A 20,427-nucleotide genomic window follows, 5' to 3' on the forward strand; every position below is an offset into this window, starting at 1 on the left:
TCACCCCCTACACCTCAAACCCCTCCATCTCATACCCCGTCCAATCGCCGTCGTACTTCTCGGCCACCAGGGGGGTGATCGTCAACTTAGGTGGGGTGCCTGCGGCGACATCGACCCGCAGCCCGGAGTAGGGGCGCTTCAGGTGGCTGCGGCTGCCGGTGCGGCCCAGGTAGAGGTGAGATTTGGCGACGGGGTGGGGGCTGCTACTGTCGTCTTCTATTAGCTCGGGGCCTTCTCGGCGCTGGCGACGCAGGCTGTAGCCGCTGCCGCCGCAGATCACCCAGGGAATATTGGCATCGCCGTGGCCAGTGTCGCCGGTGCGCACGTAGTCGAGGCAGTGGGCATGGCCGTTGAGCACCAGATCAACTAAGGGGCGATCTTGGGAAATATCGGCCACTTCGGCCACGACGGCATCGAGCACCTGACGGAGATGATGCCGCACCGCCAGGGTCTGCCCCTGATCCCACTTAGTGGCTTCGGTGACGTAGGGCGGGTGGTGAAAGAACAGCACCCGCCCGCGCACCTCTGGGTTTTGCCAGGAGGCAATCAGGCGATCGCGCAGCCAGTAGAGCTGGGCCGTATCCACCGTTTGCAGGCGAGAGCTGTTGAGCTGCTTAGTGATGTCGTTGATCTGCTCATCAATGGCTTCGATGCGCTCGGTGATTTCTTCCTGCTCGTCCTCATCGCTGGGGGTAAACACCTTCATGCCCGCCTGGCGCAGCAGGTCGGCTTTTTTCACCTCTAGCCGCTGGCACTGCTGCTGCAATTCCTGACGACCGGCTTCGCCATTGGCGATCGGCAGCGGCTGGTTAAAGGTGTTGGAGTCAAGGGCAAAGAAGTCGATGCCGCCGTAGCGAAAGGTGTAGTAGCGGTTGGGCAACCGGGTAAACTCGCCTGGGCGGTAGGTCAGCGCCCGCGCGTCGTCGAGCTTGCTGCTGTAGTGGGCATCTAAATGCATACCCAGCTCAGCCTCGGGCACCACCTTTAGGTAGTCTAAGAAGGCTTTGGCATAGGCATCTCCCTTGTGAGACCCGCGCCAGCTCACATCGAGATCGAGGTAAGAGCGCAGAGCATAGCGCAGCGGCCCGCTAATGCCCGACAGCAGACCCACCAGGGGAATCAGGTCGTAGTAGTCGTGGTTGCCCAGCACCGGCAAAATTGGGTGCCTAAAGACCATGCGATCGTAGGCGATGTGTCGGTAGTCGTCGCCTCCCACCAGCCACTCCTGGTAGGGCTTGATGAAGTTGGATCGATACTGATCGCGCGACCCTACCAGGTAGACCACATCGCCGGTGTGCAGGGTAAACCGGGCTGAGTCGATGTGTTTCAACAGCTGCTCAGCCACCTGCCGCTGGGGGCTGCTGCTGCGGTGCCGCCCGGTGCCGCTATCGCCCACCACCAAAAATGAGAACCCATCATCCGCTGCGCCCGGCTCGTCGATCACCAGGCTGGTTTGGTCAATGCCTCGCTCGACGATCTGGCGGTGCTGCCACCGCACCCGCTGCTGCATCCGTTCAATTTTGGTTTCGATGGAAGGCTCAGTGACCAGTTTTGAAGACATAGCGCTTTGGTGCGGTGGGTGGGCGATGTGTAGAATAACCCCGTAGCCTAAATTTCGCTAGACCAGCGAAACGCAGCCACTATGGGACTTTATAACGACAGAATTCTGCCTTACCTGATTGAGCTTTCCATGGCCGATTCTATCCTGGGTTCCTATCGGCGAGAGGTCTTGGCCGATGTGAGCGGCGACGTGCTCGAAATTGGCTTTGGCACGGGGTTAAATTTGCCATACTATCCCGACCCGGTACGCCAGATCGTCACCGTAGACCCCAACCCAGGGGTGCATCGCCTGGCCCAACAGCGCATTGATGCCTCACCTATCACGGTAGACCATCGCATGCTCAGCGGCGAAGCCCTGCCCATGGCCGACCACAGCTTCGACAGCGTCGTCAGCACCTTCACCCTGTGCAGCATTCCCAACATTGAGCAAGCGCTGGCCGAGATCTATCGGGTGCTGCGGCCCGGGGGGCGGTTCTTTTTTGTCGAGCACGGCCTCAGCGATGAACCCTCGGTGCAAGTCTGGCAGCATCGCCTGACGCCGCTGCAAAAGCGCATCGCCGGAGGCTGTCACTTTGACCGCGACATGGGTCAGCTAATCGAGCAGCAGTTTGACCAGGTGGAGCTAAAAGCGGCCTATGCCCAAAAGGTGCCTAAGTTCGCCGGATATTTTTATCGGGGTGTTGCGGTTAAGGATTAGCGATCGCAGGGGTCTGCCTCGCCCTAGGCACTATCTATTCGCCGTAGGTGCCGTTAGGCTAATAGGCACACCCAGACCATTTTCAACCGCCCCCGCCCGAAGCTATCCCCTAGAAGATTCTGCCCGCTATGGCCACCCGCCTCTGGAACTTTCTCACCACCGACCCCGATCTGGCTGCGCTGGAGAGCGTTGATCGGGTGGCCGATGCCGCCGATGCCGTGCTGGGCCTGGCCGAGGCGCTGAAGGAAGACAATCCTAACCTGGGGCGAGTCGCTGCTTTGGTCAGCCAGCTTGACTCGCTACTGGCGGCGATCAATGCGCCCCTGGGCAAGCTGATCGGCGCAACGCTACCGTTTGTTTCGATCAGTACTGGGCTACTCAGGGTCTATGGCGAGACTGCAAAAAAAGAGCCGACCCTGGCCCAGGCGGTGGCCCTCATGAGTCAGGCGGCCTATCTGGAAAGTTTGCGAGAATTCGTCAAACAGCACCCCAAAATTGAGCAGTGGCTGATTGCTAAAGACAGCACCCCCCAGGCTAGGACGATCACTCTCCCCGTCAAGGCGCTGGGCATCTTTGAGCTCACGGATCAAGAGGCTCGCCTCGCTACTCTGCATTTTCAACAATCGGCTTTGGCTGGAGCGTTTAACAGTGCGCTCCAGGCACGCTTGGTACAGTTAGGGACAACCCCTGAGCAAGCCGATCGCATTACCCAAGTTGTGGCCAAAAACACCAATCGCCATATGAAAACGGCGATCGCCGCCGCTGGCGACTCACTTAAACATCAGCTTGAGGGCGATCGCCTGTAGGCGGCTGGGCTGCGGGTCAATACTTCGAGCAAAGCTGTGCAACCCTGCGCTCAGCCAACGCACCGCCGCTGCTAATTAAACGTTTTTCTGCTGCTAGCGACCCAAGCGAGGGCCACCGATTGATCATTTATCTCAAGCTTTTGGCCACCATGGTGCTCTGGGGCGGCACCTTTATTGCCGGGCGGCTGGTAGTGCAGGATATGGGGGCCTTTGCGGCGGCCTTCTGTCGTTTTGCGATCGCCTCCCTCGCCCTCCTGCTGCTCACCTACACTACTGAGGGCCGCCTCGCTAAACCGCCCCGAAAGCTCCGGCTGCCGATCGCGCTACTGGGCCTGACGGGCATCTTTGCCTACAACGTGTTTTTCTTCTCGGGGCTCAAAACCGTCGAGGCGGGGCGAGCGGCGCTGATTATTGCGCTCAATCCAGTGGCGATCGCCCTCGGAGCCACCCTTTTCTTCAAAGATCCGCTCAGCCGCACCAAGTTCTTGGGCATTGGCCTCTCGCTGCTGGGGGCAGCGGTGGTGATTAGCGACGGCGATCCAATTCGGCTGCTGCGGGGAGATGTGGGCATCGGTGAACTGTTTATGCTGGGCTGCGTGGTGAGCTGGATGGGCTACAGCCTGCTGGGCAAAACCGTAATGCAAGACCTTTCGCCCTTGGCGGCGACCACCTACGCCTGCGGGGTTGGGGCACTGCTGCTGCTGGGGCCAGCGCTGGCGGAGGGGCTGGGGGACGCGATCGCCACGGCTTCTCCCACCACCTGGGGCAGCCTGCTGTATTTGGGCCTGCTCGGCTCGGCGGTGGGGTTTACCTGGTACTACGACGGCGTGCGACAGCTCGGCCCGGCCCGAGCCGGGGTGTTTATCAACTTGGTGCCGGTGTTTGCGATCGCCCTGGCCGCCCTCTTGCTGCAAGAAACCCCTACCTCATCGCTGCTGCTGGGGGGCAGCCTAGTGATCGTTGGCGTGGTGATCACCAACCGCTAGGCGGCTGGGCACTATTGCCGCCGGGCCTCTTCTAGCCGCGCGTACAGAATGTCGAAGGCAAACTCGTCAATCTGCCAGCTCAGCCAATCGATCAGGGCTGTTTGATCGGGGGGAATCTGGGTTAGCAGCTGGGTGAGCCGGTCGCCGTCGAGTTGAACCGTGGCCTGTTGGAGCTGGGTCAGCAGCGGCAGCGGCAGGGCGCGTAGCTGGGCGATCGCTGCTGCTGCGGACAGCCCCACCGCATTGCCCGGCGGGGCGAAGGCCGGGCCATAGCTATACTCGACCCCCAGATGCTCGGTCAGCTTGGTTAGCACCTGGTCGAACTGAAAGGGCTTGCGCACAAAGTCATCACAGCCTGCTGCCAGGGCGCGGGCGCGATCGTCTTCAAAGGCGTTGGCGGTAAGGGCAATAATTTTGGTGGGAGCTGTGCCCGTGCCCTGCTCCTGGCTGCGCAGGGCACGGGCGGTCTCGGGGCCGCTGAGGGTGGGCATGCGCATGTCGAGCCAGATTAGCTGGGGTCGCCATTGCTGCCAGAGGTCGAGGGCCGCCTGGCCATTGTCGGCCTCACGCACCTCAAAGCCCACCGCCCGCAAGAGTTCGCCCAGCAGATGCCGGTGCGTGCCATCGTCGTCGACTACCAAAATCCGGTAGCTGGGCTGCCCGGTCGCCAAGCCAGTGACGGGACTGGTCGGTGACGGCGTTTCACCATCTACCCCGTCAGCCACCCGCATGGTCAGGGTAAAGGCAAAGGTAGATCCTTGGCCGAGCTGGCTTTCGACTACAATATCGCCACCCAACATCTGCACAAACTGACGGCTAATCGAGAGGCCGAGACCAGTGCCTGCCCCCTGTCCCACCTGCACAAACGGCTCAAACAGGCAATCGCGATCGGCAGCGGTAATGCCAATGCCCGTATCGACGACGGCAAAGGTCACCGCCAGTAGGGCATCGGACGGGGAGGCCGGGGTCAGGGGGGCCGGAGTGACTCGCAGCGTGACCTGACCAGCCGGGGTAAATTTAATGGCATTGCCCAGCAGGTTGATCAACACCTGGCGCAGTTTGGGTTCGTCGGTAACCAGGTGGCGAGGCAGGGTCGGATGGCAGTCTAAGACTAGCTCCAGCCCTTTGTCTTGGGCTCGCAGGTAGAGCATATCGCCCAGGGACTTGAGTAAGGCGTGGAGATCGAAACGGACGGCGTTGAGGCTGACCTGGCCCGCCTCGATTTTGGCCATTTCTAAAATGTCGTTGATCAGCATCAGCAGGTGCTCGCCGCTGCGGTTAATAATGCTGAGGGCCTGACCGTGGTCGTCGCTGAGGGTGGCGTCGCGGGCCATCAGCTGAGCGAAACCCAAAATGGCGTTGAGGGGGGTGCGCAGCTCGTGGCTCATGGTGGCCAAAAAGGTGCTCTTGGCCTGGTTGGCTGCCTCCGAGATCGCGACCGCCTGTTCTAGCGCTCGGGTGCGCTCCTGCACGCGCTGCTCCAGCTCCTGGTTGAGCCGCAACAGCGACGCTTCCACCTGTTTGCGGGCGGTGATATCTTCGTAGCAGCCCAGCACGCCGATCACCTGACCTTGGGTGTTAGTCAGGGGAATTTTGCTGGTGCGAAGCCACACCAGGTCGCCGTCAGCGTTTTGGGTCAGCTCTTCGTAGCCCAGCTTGGGGGTTTGAGTGGCCATTACTGCGGCATCATCGGCGCGGTAGCCATCGGCGTAGAGCGCCCAGGGCAGGTCTAAATCGGTTTTGCCGATCACCTGCTCCGAGGTAAGGTGATAGTCGTCCGCAAAGGCTGGGTTACAGCCCAAAAACCGCGACTCTCGGTCTTTCCAAAACACCCGCTGGGGAATGGTGTCGAGCACCAGCTTGAGCATATTGCGAGACTCTTGCAGAGCCAGCTCAGCCTGCTTGCGATCGGTAATGTCTTGCCCAATGCCAATGCTCTGCACCGCCCGGCCCTGATCATTGCGCTTGAATACAGCGACGCGGTCGTACAGCCAGCGCCAGCTGCCGTCGGCGTGGCGCATGCGATACTCCATCTCCACCACCTCGTCGGCGGCGGCGGCCCTCACTCGGTCAAACAGTCCTTCAAACTTGCCAAAATCGCTGGGATGCACCAGGGTGGCCAGCAGATCTTTGCCCAGGGTCTGAATGTAGTCTAGGGGGTAGCCCAGAATGTGAGTCAGCTCGCGGTTGGCGTAGAGATTGGTGTGGGCCTCTAGATCGTAGATATAGATGATGTAGGGGGTGCTTTCGGTGATGCGCTGGTTAAACTGCTGGCTTTCGCGCAGGGCCAGCTCTGCCCTTTTGCGCTGGGTCAGGTCGTTGATAACGCCAATAAAATACTGGGGCTGACCCGCCCCGTCGCGTACCAGCGCCACAGCCAAGTTGACCCAGACGACGGTGCGATCGCGGCACAGGTAGCGCTTTTCCATGGTGAAGCTGGTGGCATCTCCAGCGAGCAGTCGCTTCACATGGGCAAAATCCTCCTGTAGATCGGCAGGATGGGTAATGTCAACATAGGACTTAGAACCCAGCTCGGCGGGCGAGTAGCCCACCAGATCGCAGAATGTCTGGTTGACCTCGACAAAGCGGCCCTCTAGATCGACTTGCACCATACCTACGGCGGCCTGCTCAAAGGTGGCCCGAAACCGTTTTTCGCTGGCCTGAACGGCCAATTCAGCCAGCCTATGTTCGGCTTCGCTGCGTTTGCGATCGCGAATATCGCGACAAATAGTAGCCATGCTCAAGGGGGTACGGGTATCGGGATCTTTGACCAAAAACATCACCTGCTCGACGGCGATCGCCGCCCCCGTCTGGGCATGGCAAAAGGTAGACTCTCCCTGCCACACCCCCTCGGCCATCAGGGTGGGCAGCGCCTCCTGCTCAAACTGAGGCAGGGTAGCGGCGCTCAAAAGGCCTTTGATCGAGCGACCGGCAATGGGTGCGTCCTCTAGCCCCATCAGGCGCTGACCGGCTCGGTTGAGGTAGAGCGCCACCCCGTCTAGGCTCGCCGTGCCGATCAAGTCGGTGCTGTTTTCGACCACGGCGGCCAGGGTTTGTAGAGCCTGGGTGCGCTGCTGCACTCGCTGCTCTAGCTCTTCGTTGAGCTGTTTGAGGGCCAGCTCGACCTGCTTGAGGGGAGTGATGTCGGTGGTGGTGCCAAAAAAGGTCTCGGGCTGGCCCTGGGCGTTGCGGCGCAGCTGGCCCCGCGACAGCACCCAGATCACCGATCCGTCGCGGTGCAGCATGCGGTACTCAACGACAAATTCTGCTGTTTCGCCCCGCAGATATGCTTGAATCGCCGCCTCCAGCGGGTTTCGATCCTCGGCGTGAATCAGGCCGAGCCACTGGTCTAGGTTGTCGTCAATGGCCTCGGGTCGATACCCCACCAGGGCTTTGATCGTAGGGTCGAGGTAGCCTGTGTAGGTGGCGAGGTGGAGTTCCCACACCCCGGCTCTGGCGGCCTGGGTAGCGCGGCGGTAGCGCTCTTCGGCTTGCTCTAGGGCCAGCTCAGTGCGCTTGCGCTCGGTAATATCGGTCACCCGCACCAGCAGCATAGGGGCGTCGGCCACCGAGATGGGCTTGGCGGCCAGGTTGCCCCAAAATCGCTGCCCTTTGAGGGTCAAGTACTCTACTTCGGTGCTCCAAAAGCCGCGCTCGGCCATTTCCTGGCGGGCTGATTCAATCTCGGTCTCGCTAAACGGCTGGCTTTGGAGGTGGTTGCCCCGCCGCTGGCAGAGGCGATCGCCGCTGTCGGCCTCAAACAGAGCCACCGCCCGCTGGTTGCAGTCGAGAATCAGATCGGTCTTGAGATCGACAATAAACAGGGCATCGGTCGATTCGTTAAAAATCGCCTCCCGCAGGTCGCGGTTGCGGCGCATTTCGATCTCAATGACCTTGCGATCGCTGATGTCGCGCACCAGCACCAGCACCTGATCGGCCTGGTAGGGCACCATGCGCACCACCTCGTACTGAATGCGATCGCCAAAGCTCAGCTGCTGCTCAAAAAACTGGGGAATGCCCGTGGCCAGGGTGCGGGCGATCGCGGTTTGCCACTGGTGCGCCACCGCAGCAGGCAGCAGGTTAGTGACGTTCGCCCCCACTGGGTCTTTGATCACCAGGGGCAGCAGGTCACCGGTAAAGCCGTTGATGGCAAAGTCAAGGTACTGGCCCTGGGCGTTGACCACCACCATCAAGTCGGGCACCGCTGACAAAATTGCTTGGCTCTTAGCCTCGCTCTGCCGCAGCACTAGCTCCGCTAGCCTGGCTTCGGTGCGGTCTTGGCCGGTGCCCCGCAGCTCCACCACTTGGCCCTGGTCGTTATAAACGGCCTCGCCCCGGCCCAACAGGTAGCGCACCGAGCCATCGGGGCGCACCATGCGGTGCTCAACCTCGTAGGGGGTGCCCAGGGCGATCGCCTGCTCGATGGCCGCCTCCAGGGGCAGCCAATCCGCCGGGGGAATCATCTGTCGCCACTGTCCGTAGTCGGGCGCGGGCTGGGCCGGGTCAAGCCCATAGATGCGAAACAGCTCCGCCGACCAGGTGATGGTTTGGCTGGCCAGATCAAACTCCCAGCTACCCAACTGGGCAATGCGCTGGGCCTCGGCCAGGTTGCTGCGACTGCGGTGCAAGGCCCGCTCGGTCTGGGCGCGATCGCTGGCGCTGGCCATGCCCCAATCGAGCTGCACCATCAGCGCCGACATGCGTCTTTGCAGCACATCGAGCTGTCGGTGAGCGTCGTCTAGGGCGACATTGCTCACTTTGATCTGCTGTCCCTGGCGGTAGTGCGTTAGGGCGGCGGCCACCGTAAACACCAGCTCGGCATCGGTGCCAGGGTAGGGCAATCGACGATAGATCAGCTCAGGGCCATCGGGGCTGGGTCGGGTGGCCAGGGGCAGCGCCGGGTCGAGCACCACCACCAGCGCATGGGGAAAGCGATCGCAAAACGACCGCTGCTCCCCAGAGGCCAGCCAGCTAGGGGGGGCGATCGCCACTGCCACCGCGTCGGCGCTCAGCGGGTCTAGGTCGTCTGCCACCGCCACGCGACAGTCGGGAAACTCGGCGGCGAGCAGGGCGGGCACCGGGGCAGGTACATCGGCACAGCAGAACAGCGTGAGCAGACTCATGGAAATTCCGAAAACGAGGGAAATAAAGCCGAAGCTAGCCGTCGCGGCTGGGAGCCGCCGGTAGGGTGAAATAAAAGGTGCTGCCCTGGCCCGGCTGCGACTCCACCCAGATGCGGCCACCGTGGCGCTCGACAATCTTTTGACAGGTGGCCAGGCCAATGCCGCTGCCGGGGTAGCTCTGGGCGTCGTGGAGGCGGTGAAAGGCCTCAAAAATCTGCCCCAGGTGCTCGGCCTCAATGCCAATGCCGTTGTCGTGAATGCTAAATTGCCAGACCTGAGATAGGGGTTCCACCGCCAGCGTAATCTGGGGCACCGCACCGGGCTGCACAAACTTTAGGCCGTTGCTAATCAAGTTTTGAAATAGCTGCATGAGCTGCACTTCATTGCCCATCACGGTGGGCAGATCGCCATAGCGCAGCTGCGCCCGCGACTCGGTCAGGGCCACCTTGAGATTGAGCATCACCTGGTCGAGCAGGGCGTTGCCGTCCACCGGGGCAAAGGTGGGCTGGGCCTGCCCCGCCTGGGCGTAGGCCAGCCAGTCTTGAATCATCTGCTGCATGCGATCGCTGGCCTCCAGAATGCTCTTGAGGTAAGGCTGAGCCGGTGACTGCTGCACCGCGGGGCAGGTGAGCCCAATCAGCTTGGTGTAGCCCAAAATGCTCTGCAACGGCTGCTGCAAATCGTGGGACACCACCGACGCAAACTGCTCTAGCTCTCGGTTAGAGCGCACCAGCTCTTCGTTTTGAGCCACCAGCTGAGCCTGAAGCCGCCGCAGCTCGAGCTGGTGGGCAATGCGGGCCAGCACCTCCGCCTCCTGAAACGGCTTGGTGATGTAGTCGGCTCCGCCAGCGGCAAAGGCCTTGACCTTATCGATCGCATCGTCGAGGGCGCTGATAAAAATCACCGGAATGGCCTGGGTTTGGGGATCGGCCTTCAGCCGCTGGCAGACCTCATAGCCGCTCATCTCCGGCATTTTGATGTCGAGCAAAATCAGGTCGGGGGGGACGGCCTGGGCTGCAGCGATCGCCCACTGGCCGGTCAAAGCCTTGCGCACCCCCAGCTGATGCCGCCCCAGCATCGCCGACAGCAGCCGCAGATTGTCGGGAGTATCGTCAACAATCAAGATGTCGCCCTTGACGACCGCATCGTTAGGGGCAGTCATGGCATCCCTCCCGCCTCGATCTTAGACACCGTGCACCTCCGTTCTTTAATTCGTTTTCGTTTTCGTTCTACCGATTGCCATCTCAGCCCCAGCCTGTCGAGCGCTGCTAGGATCAACCCAGCCGGGGGCAAGCAACGTCTAACCCTATTCAGCGTTCCCCGGTCGGGTCGCCTCGGCCCTCGGGCGCAGACAGTCGAGAATGCGGTCAAACTCAAAGTTTTTGGCCCAGCCCGTCAGGGTTTGAGCCACACTGACCGGAGCGTCGGGCATCTGGCTGAGCAACTCAAGCAGACGATCGTCGGAACCGGCAATAGCCGCCTGGGTGAGGCCTAATTGCCACTCAGGGGGCATGGTTTGTAGCCACAGCCCCAGCTCCACGGTAGCGGGCGGGGTAACGCCTACACCCGTTTCCCTGGCCTGGCTGGGGAAAGGGGGAGCGTCAGCCTCAGCGGCGTAGCGGTAGCGCACCGGCAGATAGGCGGCGATCTTTTGCAGAATCGCCTGCATCTGAAAGGGCTTGCGCACAAAGTCGTCGCACCCGGCGGCTAAGATTTTAGCTCGCTCTTCTTCAAAGGGGCTGGCGGTGAGGGCAATAATCACCGGTTCAGGGTCGAGATGCAGCGCTCGAATCTGCCCTGTGGCAGCGTAGCCGTCGAGACCGGGCATGCGAATATCCATCCAGATCAGGTGGGGGCACCAGCTCTGGGCCTGGTCAACGGCGGCATGGCCATCTGGGGCCGCCTGCACCTCAAACCCAGCGGCGGTGAGCAGGCGCACCAGCAGGTAGCGGTTGGCGGGATGATCTTCAACCACCAGCAGCCGCCAGGGAGGATGACCGGCGGCCAGACCGACAATCGGCGGTTCGTCGAGGGCCGGAAACATCGCCGATCGCTCGATCTGCTGCACGGGCAGCACAAAGGTAAAGGTCGCCCCCTGGTCGAGCTGGGTCTCAAGGGTGAGTTCGCCCCCCATGAGCTGCACAAACTGCTGGCTAATCGGCAGACCCAAGCCGCTGCCCTGGTGCGATGGCCCCAGATTGTTCTCAGACCAGCGCAGCCCCGCCGCACTCTGAATAAACGGCTCGAACAGGCGATTGATGTCCTCTGGGTCAATGCCGGGGCCAGTGTCAATCACGGCAAACTCCAGGGCGATGTTGGTTTCGGAGTCGCTCACCGCGACCTGATCCAGGACGGGCTGGCAGCGCACTCGCAGCGTGACCTGACCAGCCGGGGTAAATTTGATGGCGTTGCCCAGCAGGTTGATCAACACCTGGCGCAGTTTGCCCTCGTCGGTGGCGATGTAGGTGGGGAGGGCCGGGTCGCAGTCAAAGCTCAGACTCAGCCCCTTGGCCTCGGCCTGGAGGGTAAGCATGGCCTCTAGGCTAGATAGCAAGTACGACAGGTCAAAGGTAGTGACATGGAGCGAAATGCGCCCGGCCTCAATTTTTGACATTTCGAGCACGTCGTTGATCAGCGCCAGCAGGTGTTCGCCGCTGCGGCTGATGATGGCGAGGTAGTCCTGGGCCTGGGTTTCGAGCTGGCAGTCGCGGGTGATTAGCTGGGCAAAGCCGATGATGGTGTTGAGGGGGGTGCGCAGCTCGTGGCTCATGTTGGCCAAAAAGATGCTCTTGGCCTGGTTGGCGGCATCGGCAGTTTCGCGGGCCTGGCGCAGGGCATCTTCAGTCTGCTGGCGCTCTAGCTCCGCCGCTGCCCGAGCGGCAAAAATGCGCAAAATTAGCTCGCGGGTGTGGTCATCGACCATGGGCTTGTCGTCGATCACCGCCAGGTGGCCGATCACCTGGGAGGCCGCATCCACCAGGGGAATGCCCAAAAAGCTGATCGCCCCTAGCGCCCTCAGTTCGGCATCGTCGGGGTAGAGCACCTGCACCCGCTGGGGCACATAGATCACCTCGCCCGCCACCACCCGCTCACAGGGGGTGCCCGCTAGGTCATACTCCAGGCGATCGCCCAGTTGACCATGCCGCCAAAAGGCCAGGGTGCGGATTCGCTCTGGGGCTGTTGGCAGATGTTGGGTGACCAAGACATGGCGCACCTGCAAAATATCGGCCAGATAGCGCACCAGCGACTCAAAGAAATCGCTGCCCGTTTTGGCCGCCGTGCCTTCGACAATCAGCCGCAGCGATTCCTCCTGGCGCTTTACCTGGGTGAGGTCTTCGGCCACCCCTACCAAGCGGTAGACCTCACCCTGCTCGTTGCGAATCGGAAAGGCCCGCACCCGCACCCAGGCGGGCTGACCCAGGGGGCGAGCAATGCGAAACTCTTCGTCGTAGCTAAAGTGGGCCAGGGCCTCACGGGCGTGACGGCGCGGCAGGCCTCGGGTGACCCGATCGCGATCGTCGGCATGCACCGCCTCAAGCCAGGCCCGCGGGTTGTGGTAAAGCTCTTCTCGCTGGCGGCCCCAGATACTGTCGTAGGCGGGCGAAACGTAGACAAACTGGCGCTGCTGGGGCTCGTAGATCCAAAAGACGCTGTCGATGTGTTCCGCGAGCTGGCGAAATTTCTCTTCGCTCTGACGCAGGGCGGCCTCAGCCCGCTTACGTTCGGCTTCCAGCCGCATCCGTTCGCTAATATCGCTAGTCGAGCCCACCAGGCGAATGGGCCGCCCCTGCTCATCCCACAGGGCCTGCCCCCGTGAGATCACCCACTTGTAGCTCTCGTCGCGGCAGCGCAGCCGATACTCTACTTCGTAGGTGGGCAAGCGGCGCTGAATCAAATAGGCGTGGTGCATCGCCATGACGCGATCGTAATCGTCGGGGTGAATGCGCGACTCCCAGCGCAGGTCGTCATCGCTTAGCTGTTCGTGGGCGACGGGGTCGGTGTAGCCCAGCAGCGCCCGATAGCGCTCCGAGAAAAACGCCGTCTGGGTGCGAAAGTCAAGGTCGTAGATGCCCGCATTGCTGCCCTGAATGGCGAGCTGCCAGCGCTCTTCACTCTGCTGTAGCTTGACCCTGGCTCGCTGTCGCTGCTGCTCTAGCCGGTCGGTGCTGATCACCTTGCCAATGCTCTGGGCCATCAGCTCAATGATTTCGGTCTCGTGTTGATTAAACCCATGGGGGCGCGGGGTCGTGTCAAAAAAGCACAGGTTGCCATAGACCTCACCTTCCACCCAGATCGGGGTGCCCAGGTATGACTCTAGCCGCAGCGCCTGATACAGAGGGTGTTGGCGCAGCTCTGGCTGGGCACCAATGTGGGTAAAGCCCACGGTACGCTGCTGATGAATCGCCAGGCTGCAAAAGGTGTCGTCAAGGGGGCAGCGCAGGTCGGACTTCAGCCTGGGCAGGGTTGCCTCCATCGCGATCGCCACGTAGTCTTCGCCCTCGATCTTGCCCACCAGCCCACCGGCAAACCCCAGCACCTGACAGCCGGTGTCGAGGTAGTCGTGGAGCAGGGCGTCAAAGCTGTCAAACTGGGTCAAGCTGAGGCGGTGCAGCTGCTTCAGACTCTGGCTAAAGTGGTTGAGCGCCTGGGAATTTTGCAGCAAAATCTGCTCGGCCTGCTTGCGGGCGGTAATGTCGCGGTACTGCCAGAGGTGGCCCTCCAGGCCGCGATCGCCCATTAGGGGCACGTAGTCTCGCTCAAGGGTGCGACCGTCGGCCAGGGCAATTTCTTCGGCCACCACCGGCTGCTGGGCTTGCCGCAGAGCCGCGATGCGCCGAGTGAAGGCAGTGGCATCATTCCACAGGCCGACACTAGCTTGGGCAAAGGCTTGGCCATCGATTCCAATCAGAGCGGCTGGGGGCAGTTCTAGGCGAAACAGGTCGCAGCAGGGCTGGTTGACCATCACCACTTGGCCGCTCAAAGCCTCCAAGATCACCCCCACCTGGAGGTGCTCAATCAAGGTCGATAGCCGGGCCGTCACCTGCTGGAGGCTGGTCTCAACTTGGCTGCGATCGCAGATCTCCTGCTGGAGCTGCTGGTTTTGCACCGTCATGCAGTGCTGCAAGCGGCGAATGGTTAGCTGGTTAGCCACCCGAGCCAGCAGTTCTTCCACCTGAAAGGGCTTGGTCAAATAGTCGGCGGCCCCCACCTCAAAGGCCTTGACCTTGTCGAGCGCTTCATCTAGGGCGCTGAGAAAAATGACTGGGATGGGCTGGGTGGTGGGGTCGGCCTTCAGTCGTTGACACACTGCGTAGCCATCCATCTCGGGCATGCGAATGTCGAGCAGAATCAGGGCGGGCTGGGTGGTGTGCACGGCTCGCAGCGCCATGGCCCCGCTGCGGGCGCACCGCACCCCATAGCCCTGGCCCTTGAGGGTCTTAGAGAGAAACCTGAGGTTTTCTAACGAGTCATCGACGATCAGCAGAGTTTCGCCAGCCGCAACTCGATCGGCGTAGCGCATTGCAGGGTCGGGGCAGGGAAGCGGCATGACTCGAGGCATTAGAGCAAGACCAATGTAGCCAAGATTCCCGATTTAGAGGGGTTTCACCCAAAAATGGGCGAACCACTAGGGCAACGACGGGGAATTTGGTTTGGAGCCTCAAGCCTCTCCCAGGTCAGCTACGCCACCACCGTACCTAACCCGTAGCCATCGGGGAGGGGGGTTAATCCCCCTCCCCGACGACCTGTCTTACCCCAGGGCGGCCCTTGGCGGTCAAGCTAAGCCTCCCTAGGGCAGGGTATAGACAATCGGACGGAACTCCTGCTCCCTTGATTTGACGCTGTCTTGGGAACATATTCATAGTGGATGGCAACTGTGACAACAGCGTGAACACCAGCAGCGGCAAACCGATCAAGCTGGGGCGGGGCGATGATCTAAGACGGAAATTCTGCGATCGCGGCGGGCATTCTAAGCTACGCTATCCCTGCGACGGCTGAAGCCACCATGAAAATTCTTCTAGTCGACGACGACGAGGTCTTAATCGAGCGGCTGACCAGCGATCTAGCCGCCCAGCACTATGTCGTCGACACCACCACCGACGGGCTCTTGGGCTGGGAGTATGCCCGGTCTGCCCCCTACGATCTGATTGTTTTAGACATTGACCTGCCGGGTTTAGACGGGCTATCACTGTGTCGTCGGCTGCGCCAGACGGGCTATGCCGGGGCAATTTTAATGCTAACGGGGCGCGGCAGCAACGATGACAAAGTCGAAGGGCTCAATGCCGGTGCCGACGACTACTTGGTTAAACCCTATACCCTGACCGAGCTGACCGCCCGCCTGCGCGCACTGCTGCGCCGCCCGACGGTGATGAGTAGCCCCACGCTGCACTGGGGCCAGCTCCAGTGCGACCCTAACGCAAATCTGGTGACGGTGGCAGACCAGACAGTGGTGCTTTCCCCCAAGGAGTATGGGCTGCTGGAGCTGCTGCTGCGCCACCCCGATCGCATTTTTAGCAACACGGTGCTGTTAGAACGGCTGTGGAGCGCCGACGAGTCCCCTGGAGAAGAAACCATTCGCACCCACATTAAGCGGCTGCGGCGCAAGCTCAAGCAGGCCGGGGCCGACGACATGATCGAGAACGTCTACGGCATGGGCTATCGTCTCAGGCCTGCCCCACCGGCCACCGAGCCAGAGTTGCCCCAGCCCGCCCCCGCCCCAGAGCAGGCAAAAGCAGAGGCCGCCCGAGCGGCGGCGATCGCCGCCTTTGACCAGTTTCGGCCCATTATTGGCGATCGCATGGCCGCCCTGCGCCGAGCAGTTGCCGCCCTAAACCAACCTCCCCTAACCGAGGAAGTGCGGTCACAGGCCCAGGGGGCCGCCCACAAGCTGGCTGGTTCCCTGGGCCTGTTTGGTTTGACCTCAGGCTCGCACCTAGCCCGCCGCCTCGAAGACTGGCTCACACAGCCCAATGCCGCCCAGCGAGCTGATTTTATTGCCCTAGTCGATCAGCTCGATGCTCAGCTGGCTGCCGGGCCTGGAGAGAGCTTCGAACCCTCCGGTGGGTCAGACGTCGTGCCGCTGACCGTGCCGTCTCGCCCCAGCGATACCCGGCATCGGGTGCTAGCCGTTGACGACGACCCGCTGATTTTGGCTCAGCTCCAGCGCCTGCTGCCCCCCTGGGGTCTCGACGTGGTGATGCTCAGTGACCCCCGCCAGACCTGGGTCGCCCTGGAGGCCAGCCCTCCCGACCTGTTGCTGCTCGATCTGGATATGCCCCACCTAAGGGGCGTAGATCTCTGTCGGCAGCTGCGCCAGCAGGAGCGCTGGCAGACCCTGCCAATTTTGTTTCTCACCGCCTGCCGTGAGCCCACTGCCGTCTACGAACTCTACCAGGCTGGAGCTGACGACTATCTGCCCAAGCCCATTCTGGAGCCGGAGTTGGTCAACCGCTTGTTTCAGCGGCTAGAGCGGGGTCGCCTGCTGCAAACTCTAGCGGGCACTGACCCGCTTACCGGCCTGGCCAACCGCCGTAAGGGCACCATTGAGTTTGAGCTGCTACTGCACCTGGCCCACCGCTACCCGCAGCCCCTCAGCCTGGTGCTACTGCACCTAAGCCCTGATCTAGCCTCAGCAAAGGATTTAATGGTGGCGCTGGCGGCATTGCTGCCGACCCTGACTCGCCGGGGCGATGCGATCGCCCGCTGGAGCAATCAAGAAATTTTGATTGGAGCGCTGGCCCCCACCTGGCCCTCCCCCCAGGAGGCGCTGGGGCCACCCCTAGCCCAGTTCTGGGCCGATAGGCTACGCTCAAGCCCAGACAATCTGGGCCGGCCCCTAGGCCTACAGTTGGGCGCGGCCACCTTTCCCACCGATGGCCATACCCTAGACCGCCTATACCAACAGGCGACTCACCGCCTGGTCTCCCTGGTCTAAACGGGCGGTCTCTGGGGTGGGTCGAAACTGTCTCTTTCGGCCTGAGGTGAGTCATGGCGCTGATGCAAAGGGGCATCGGCGGGTTGTATAGCAGCGAAGGGCTAAAAAGCTGAAATTGCATAAAAAAGGCGGGTCAGCACAACTGCTAACCCGCCTTTTGACTACATTGAAACCCAGTGGTCTAGCCTTCGGCCAAGTTGCCCAGCTTAACCTTTTTAGCCAGGCCCACCTTTTCGAGCAGGCTGATTATCATCCAGGTCATGTCGATTTCCCACCACTCTAGGCCATGGCGAGCCGAATATTGGTAAGCATGATGGTTGTTGTGCCAGCCTTCACCGTAGGTCAACACGGCTACCCACCAGCAGTTGGTGGATTTGTCGTCGGTGTCGTGGCTGCGGTAGCCAAACTTATGGGTGGCGCTGTTCACCAGCCAGGTGCAGTGGTAAACCGCCACTAGCCGCACAAAGATGCCCCACAGCACAAAGGGCCAGCCGCCGATGGCATAGAGCACTACGCCAAGGCCAACTTGCATTAGCAGAAAATACTTTTCGCAGAACATATAGAAGCGATCGTCTTTGATATCGCGGATGAAGCGATCGACTTCGTGGCGAGCGGGCACGTCGCGCAGCATCCAGCCCATGTGGCTCCACCAAAAGCCCTTGTTAGAGTCGTGATGGTCGAGACTCTGGTCAGAGTAGGCGTGGTGGTGGCGGTGCAGGCCAACCCACATAATCGGGCCATGCTGGCAGGCCAGGGTGCCGCAAAAGACAAAGAAATACTCTAGCCACTTGGGCACCGTAAAGCTGCGGTGAGATACCAGCCGGTGCCAACCCAGGGTAATGCCTAGGCAGCCGGTAAACCAGTGGAGCAGCAGCGCTACCCCGATCGCCGCCCAGGAAAAATTAGCGGGCAGAAACGCCAGGGCCGCCATGCTGTGGACAAAAATCATGAAGCCAAGGGTGACCCAATCTCGGGACAAACGCTCGGTAGTTACAGCAGTCATGCAAAAATCTCAGAATTTTGGACAAGCGCCCTAGCAAGAATCCTCGGTAAGAATTTTGCTCAGGCAGAGTAAATGTAGGGGACAATAGTTACCCCTGTTTCTTAACGAAAAAATTTAACCATTGCAACAATCAAACCTGATCATGCCCCCCGACTCGACCCTTCTTCCGATTTTTTATGGAATTGACGCCCAGGTCAAGCAAAATCTAGCGCGAGTATTAGGGGCATTTCGGCAGCATCGGGTGGGAAGTCATCACTTTAACAGTGTGTCGGGCTACGGCCACGACGATCTGGGGCGCGACACCCTCGATCGCGTCTTTGCCGACGTCATGCAGGCAGAGGCTGCCCTGGTGCGATCGCAGTTTGTCTCAGGAACCCACGCGATCGCCTGCGCCCTGTATGGCGCGCTGCGCCCTGGAGATGAAATGTTGGCCGTAGCAGGCACTCCCTACGACACCCTAGAAGAGGTAATTGGTTTACGGAGCAAAGGCCAGGGATCCTTAGCAGAGTTTGGGGTGTCCTATCGAGAGTTACCGTTGACCGCTGACTACACCCTCGACTGGGATGCCCTAGCAACAGCAGTGGGGCCAAAGACCCGACTGGTGCACATCCAGCGATCGTGCGGCTACAGCTGGCGGTCAACTCTCACCATAGCCGAAATCGAAAAAATCGTGGCTACAATAAAAGGCCAGAATTCCACCGTTGTCTGTTTTGTCGATAACTGCTACGGCGAATTTTTGGAAGATCGTGAGCCTACCGCCGTTGGGGCCGATCTGATCGCCGGGTCGCTGATTAAAAACCCCGGCGGCACTATTGCCCCCACAGGCGGCTACGTCGCGGGCCGAGCCGATCTAGTGGCCGCCGCCGCCTGTCGCCTCACCGCCCCTGGCATTGGTGCCAGCGGTGGCTCTAGCCTCAACCTCAATCGTCTGCTCTACCAGGGGTTATTTTTAGCGCCCCAAATGGTCGGTGAAGCCATGAAGGGCAATTATCTGCTGGCGGCTACCTTTGCGGCCCTGGGGTACCCCGTCAACCCGGCCCCCAATGCGCCTCAGCGCGACGTCATTCAGGCGATTCGCCTGGGGTCGCCCGAGAAACTAATCGCCTTTTGTAAGGCCGTACAACAGTGTTCACCTATAGATGCCTACGTGGAACCCGTACCCGGAGCCATGCCCGGCTACGACAGCGAGCTGGTGATGGCGGGGGGCACCTTTATTGACGGCAGCACCTCAGAGCTATCTGCTGACGGCCCCCTGCGGGAGCCCTACGTCGTCTACTGCCAGGGCGGTACCCACTGGACCCACGTAGCCCTAGCTATAGAAGCAGCAGTAGAGGCGATCGGCCCGTTGTAGAACAGCTTTAGCAGCATCGGCCCATTTCGATTGGCTCGACTCCAGAACCAGACTACAAAAATAGATGGGAAGAGCAATTTTCCAATGGTACCGACCCTGGACTAACTGCCATCCCACAAGGCTTTAAAAAACGCTAGGGACGGTGGATTGCAGTCCATCGCCCCTGACGTTTGCAGCATACAAGTAACAGAAGGAGCCTTAGCTATGGCCGCCGCTAACTAAGGTGGTCAGAATAGGCAAATTAGCCGCCAGCAGGTAGGCGAAGGTAGCCCCGCCAATACCGCCGATTAAAAAGCTACCGGCAAACTCGCTCCAGCCTTCGTCTGTTTCGAGGCTAGCGGGAGGGGGGAAGGGGGTAGTGGCTCTAGTAACGGAGTGGTTAAGGCCAGAACCTGAGTAAATCGACAGGCAAGCGGTCAAAATCACCACCAGGCCCGCCGCGCTCAGCAGCCCAGCTAGGCCAGGGATTTCAGAATCACGCAGGGGGCCGAGGAGGGCAAAGGGGCCATAGAGGAAATAGCCATGGGCCATGCCAATTTCTAAGCCGCGCCGCTGGGGGGAAAGCCCTTTGCGGTAGGCGGGCAGATTGCCAATAAAAGCCTTGGAAAACGCAGAGGAATTAATCGGCGTTTCTAGGTTGCCGATTTGTGGATCCCCAGCGGGCTGAATGAGGTCTGTCATGGGGGAAGTTTCTCCAACTCAAACAAGATCACAGCAAATAGATAAAGACGGTTTTTAGATGCCGTAGGTCTCCAAAAACCATCTTCAGATTGTGCTCGCAAGGCAGCCCTCGCGAGGTCTTTCCCTAGGGATGCAGCAGCAAATCGGGAAAGAAGCGATTGAATTCAATCAAAATACCGGCGGTAACCACCATCCACACGGTGGCCAACACCGGGGCGGATGACAGGTACCGAAGCAGGCCGTTGTTCATGGTCTAATTCTCCTGGGTCGTTTTCTGGAAATAAGTG

12 protein-coding genes are annotated in these 20,427 nt (G+C 60.7%); 5 read left to right on the forward strand and 7 right to left on the reverse strand.

Features of this window, described 5'->3' with window-relative positions; genetic code table 11:
• Window positions 1–7: 7 nt before the first annotated feature.
• Window positions 8–1,561 carry a metallophosphoesterase gene (locus tag H6G07_RS16815; protein WP_073609424.1) on the reverse strand — a complete coding sequence of 518 codons (1,554 nt, stop codon included), beginning with the start codon at window positions 1,559–1,561 and terminating at the stop codon, window positions 8–10.
• A 129-nt stretch (window positions 1,562–1,690) separates the two neighbouring features.
• On the opposite strand from H6G07_RS16815, the gene H6G07_RS16820 reads away from it, so the two are divergent.
• The 3 genes from H6G07_RS16820 (at window position 1,691) to H6G07_RS16830 (ending at window position 4,049) form a co-directional block, all read left to right on the forward strand.
• Entirely contained in the window at window positions 1,691–2,257 is a 567-nt protein-coding gene (locus H6G07_RS16820; RefSeq protein ID WP_242026844.1) for a class I SAM-dependent methyltransferase, read from the forward strand.
• Between the two features lie 128 nt (window positions 2,258–2,385).
• The gene (locus H6G07_RS16825) at window positions 2,386–3,063 is read left to right on the forward strand and encodes a hypothetical protein (protein ID WP_073609422.1); all 678 of its coding nucleotides are present in this window, start codon (window positions 2,386–2,388) and stop codon (window positions 3,061–3,063) included.
• A gap of 119 nt (window positions 3,064–3,182) precedes the next feature.
• Window positions 3,183–4,049, forward strand: a complete 867-nt coding sequence (locus H6G07_RS16830) for a DMT family transporter (protein WP_073609421.1) — start codon at window positions 3,183–3,185, stop codon at window positions 4,047–4,049.
• Between the two features lie 11 nt (window positions 4,050–4,060).
• Here H6G07_RS16830 and H6G07_RS16835 read toward each other — a convergent pair whose 3' ends face one another.
• The 3 genes from H6G07_RS16835 to H6G07_RS16845 all read right to left on the reverse strand — a co-directional run bounded on the left by H6G07_RS16835 (window position 4,061) and on the right by H6G07_RS16845 (window position 14,720).
• Entirely contained in the window at window positions 4,061–9,172 is a 5,112-nt protein-coding gene (locus H6G07_RS16835; RefSeq protein ID WP_073609420.1) for a PAS domain-containing hybrid sensor histidine kinase/response regulator, read from the reverse strand.
• Between the two features lie 34 nt (window positions 9,173–9,206).
• Window positions 9,207–10,334: an ATP-binding protein gene (locus tag H6G07_RS16840; protein ID WP_073609419.1), complete on the reverse strand. Its 1,128-nt coding sequence runs from the start codon at window positions 10,332–10,334 to the stop codon at window positions 9,207–9,209.
• A 144-nt stretch (window positions 10,335–10,478) separates the two neighbouring features.
• Window positions 10,479–14,720 carry a response regulator gene (locus tag H6G07_RS16845; protein ID WP_190740732.1) on the reverse strand — a complete coding sequence of 1,414 codons (4,242 nt, stop codon included), beginning with the start codon at window positions 14,718–14,720 and terminating at the stop codon, window positions 10,479–10,481.
• 456 nt (window positions 14,721–15,176) lie between these two features.
• Here H6G07_RS16845 and H6G07_RS16850 point away from each other — a divergent pair, with 456 nt between their 5' ends.
• Window positions 15,177–17,105: a response regulator gene (locus H6G07_RS16850; protein ID WP_073609417.1), complete on the forward strand. Its 1,929-nt coding sequence runs from the start codon at window positions 15,177–15,179 to the stop codon at window positions 17,103–17,105.
• A gap of 181 nt (window positions 17,106–17,286) precedes the next feature.
• Here the strand turns inward: H6G07_RS16850 and H6G07_RS16855 are convergent, their stop codons facing one another.
• Window positions 17,287–18,108, reverse strand: coding sequence for an acyl-CoA desaturase (locus tag H6G07_RS16855; protein WP_073609416.1), 822 nt, complete (start codon window positions 18,106–18,108; stop codon window positions 17,287–17,289).
• Between the two features lie 142 nt (window positions 18,109–18,250).
• Here H6G07_RS16855 and H6G07_RS16860 point away from each other — a divergent pair, with 142 nt between their 5' ends.
• A complete protein-coding gene (locus H6G07_RS16860) occupies window positions 18,251–19,459 on the forward strand; it encodes a methionine gamma-lyase family protein (protein ID WP_073609415.1) in 1,209 nt (402 codons plus the stop codon).
• 198 nt (window positions 19,460–19,657) lie between these two features.
• On the opposite strand, the gene H6G07_RS16865 is transcribed toward H6G07_RS16860, so the two are convergent.
• Both H6G07_RS16865 and psaJ read right to left on the reverse strand, forming a co-directional pair.
• Window positions 19,658–20,140 carry a photosystem I reaction center subunit XI gene (locus H6G07_RS16865; RefSeq protein ID WP_073609414.1) on the reverse strand — a complete coding sequence of 161 codons (483 nt, stop codon included), beginning with the start codon at window positions 20,138–20,140 and terminating at the stop codon, window positions 19,658–19,660.
• Window positions 20,141–20,264: 124 nt separating this feature from the next.
• Complete coding sequence (gene psaJ / locus H6G07_RS16870) at window positions 20,265–20,390, reverse strand: photosystem I reaction center subunit IX (protein ID WP_073609413.1); 126 nt, start codon at window positions 20,388–20,390, stop codon at window positions 20,265–20,267.
• Window positions 20,391–20,427 lie beyond the last annotated feature (37 nt).

Source organism: Phormidium tenue FACHB-1052 (assembly GCF_014696675.1).
In the GTDB taxonomy this organism is placed as follows: Bacteria; Cyanobacteriota; Cyanobacteriia; order Phormidesmidales; family Phormidesmidaceae; genus Nodosilinea; species Nodosilinea tenuis_A.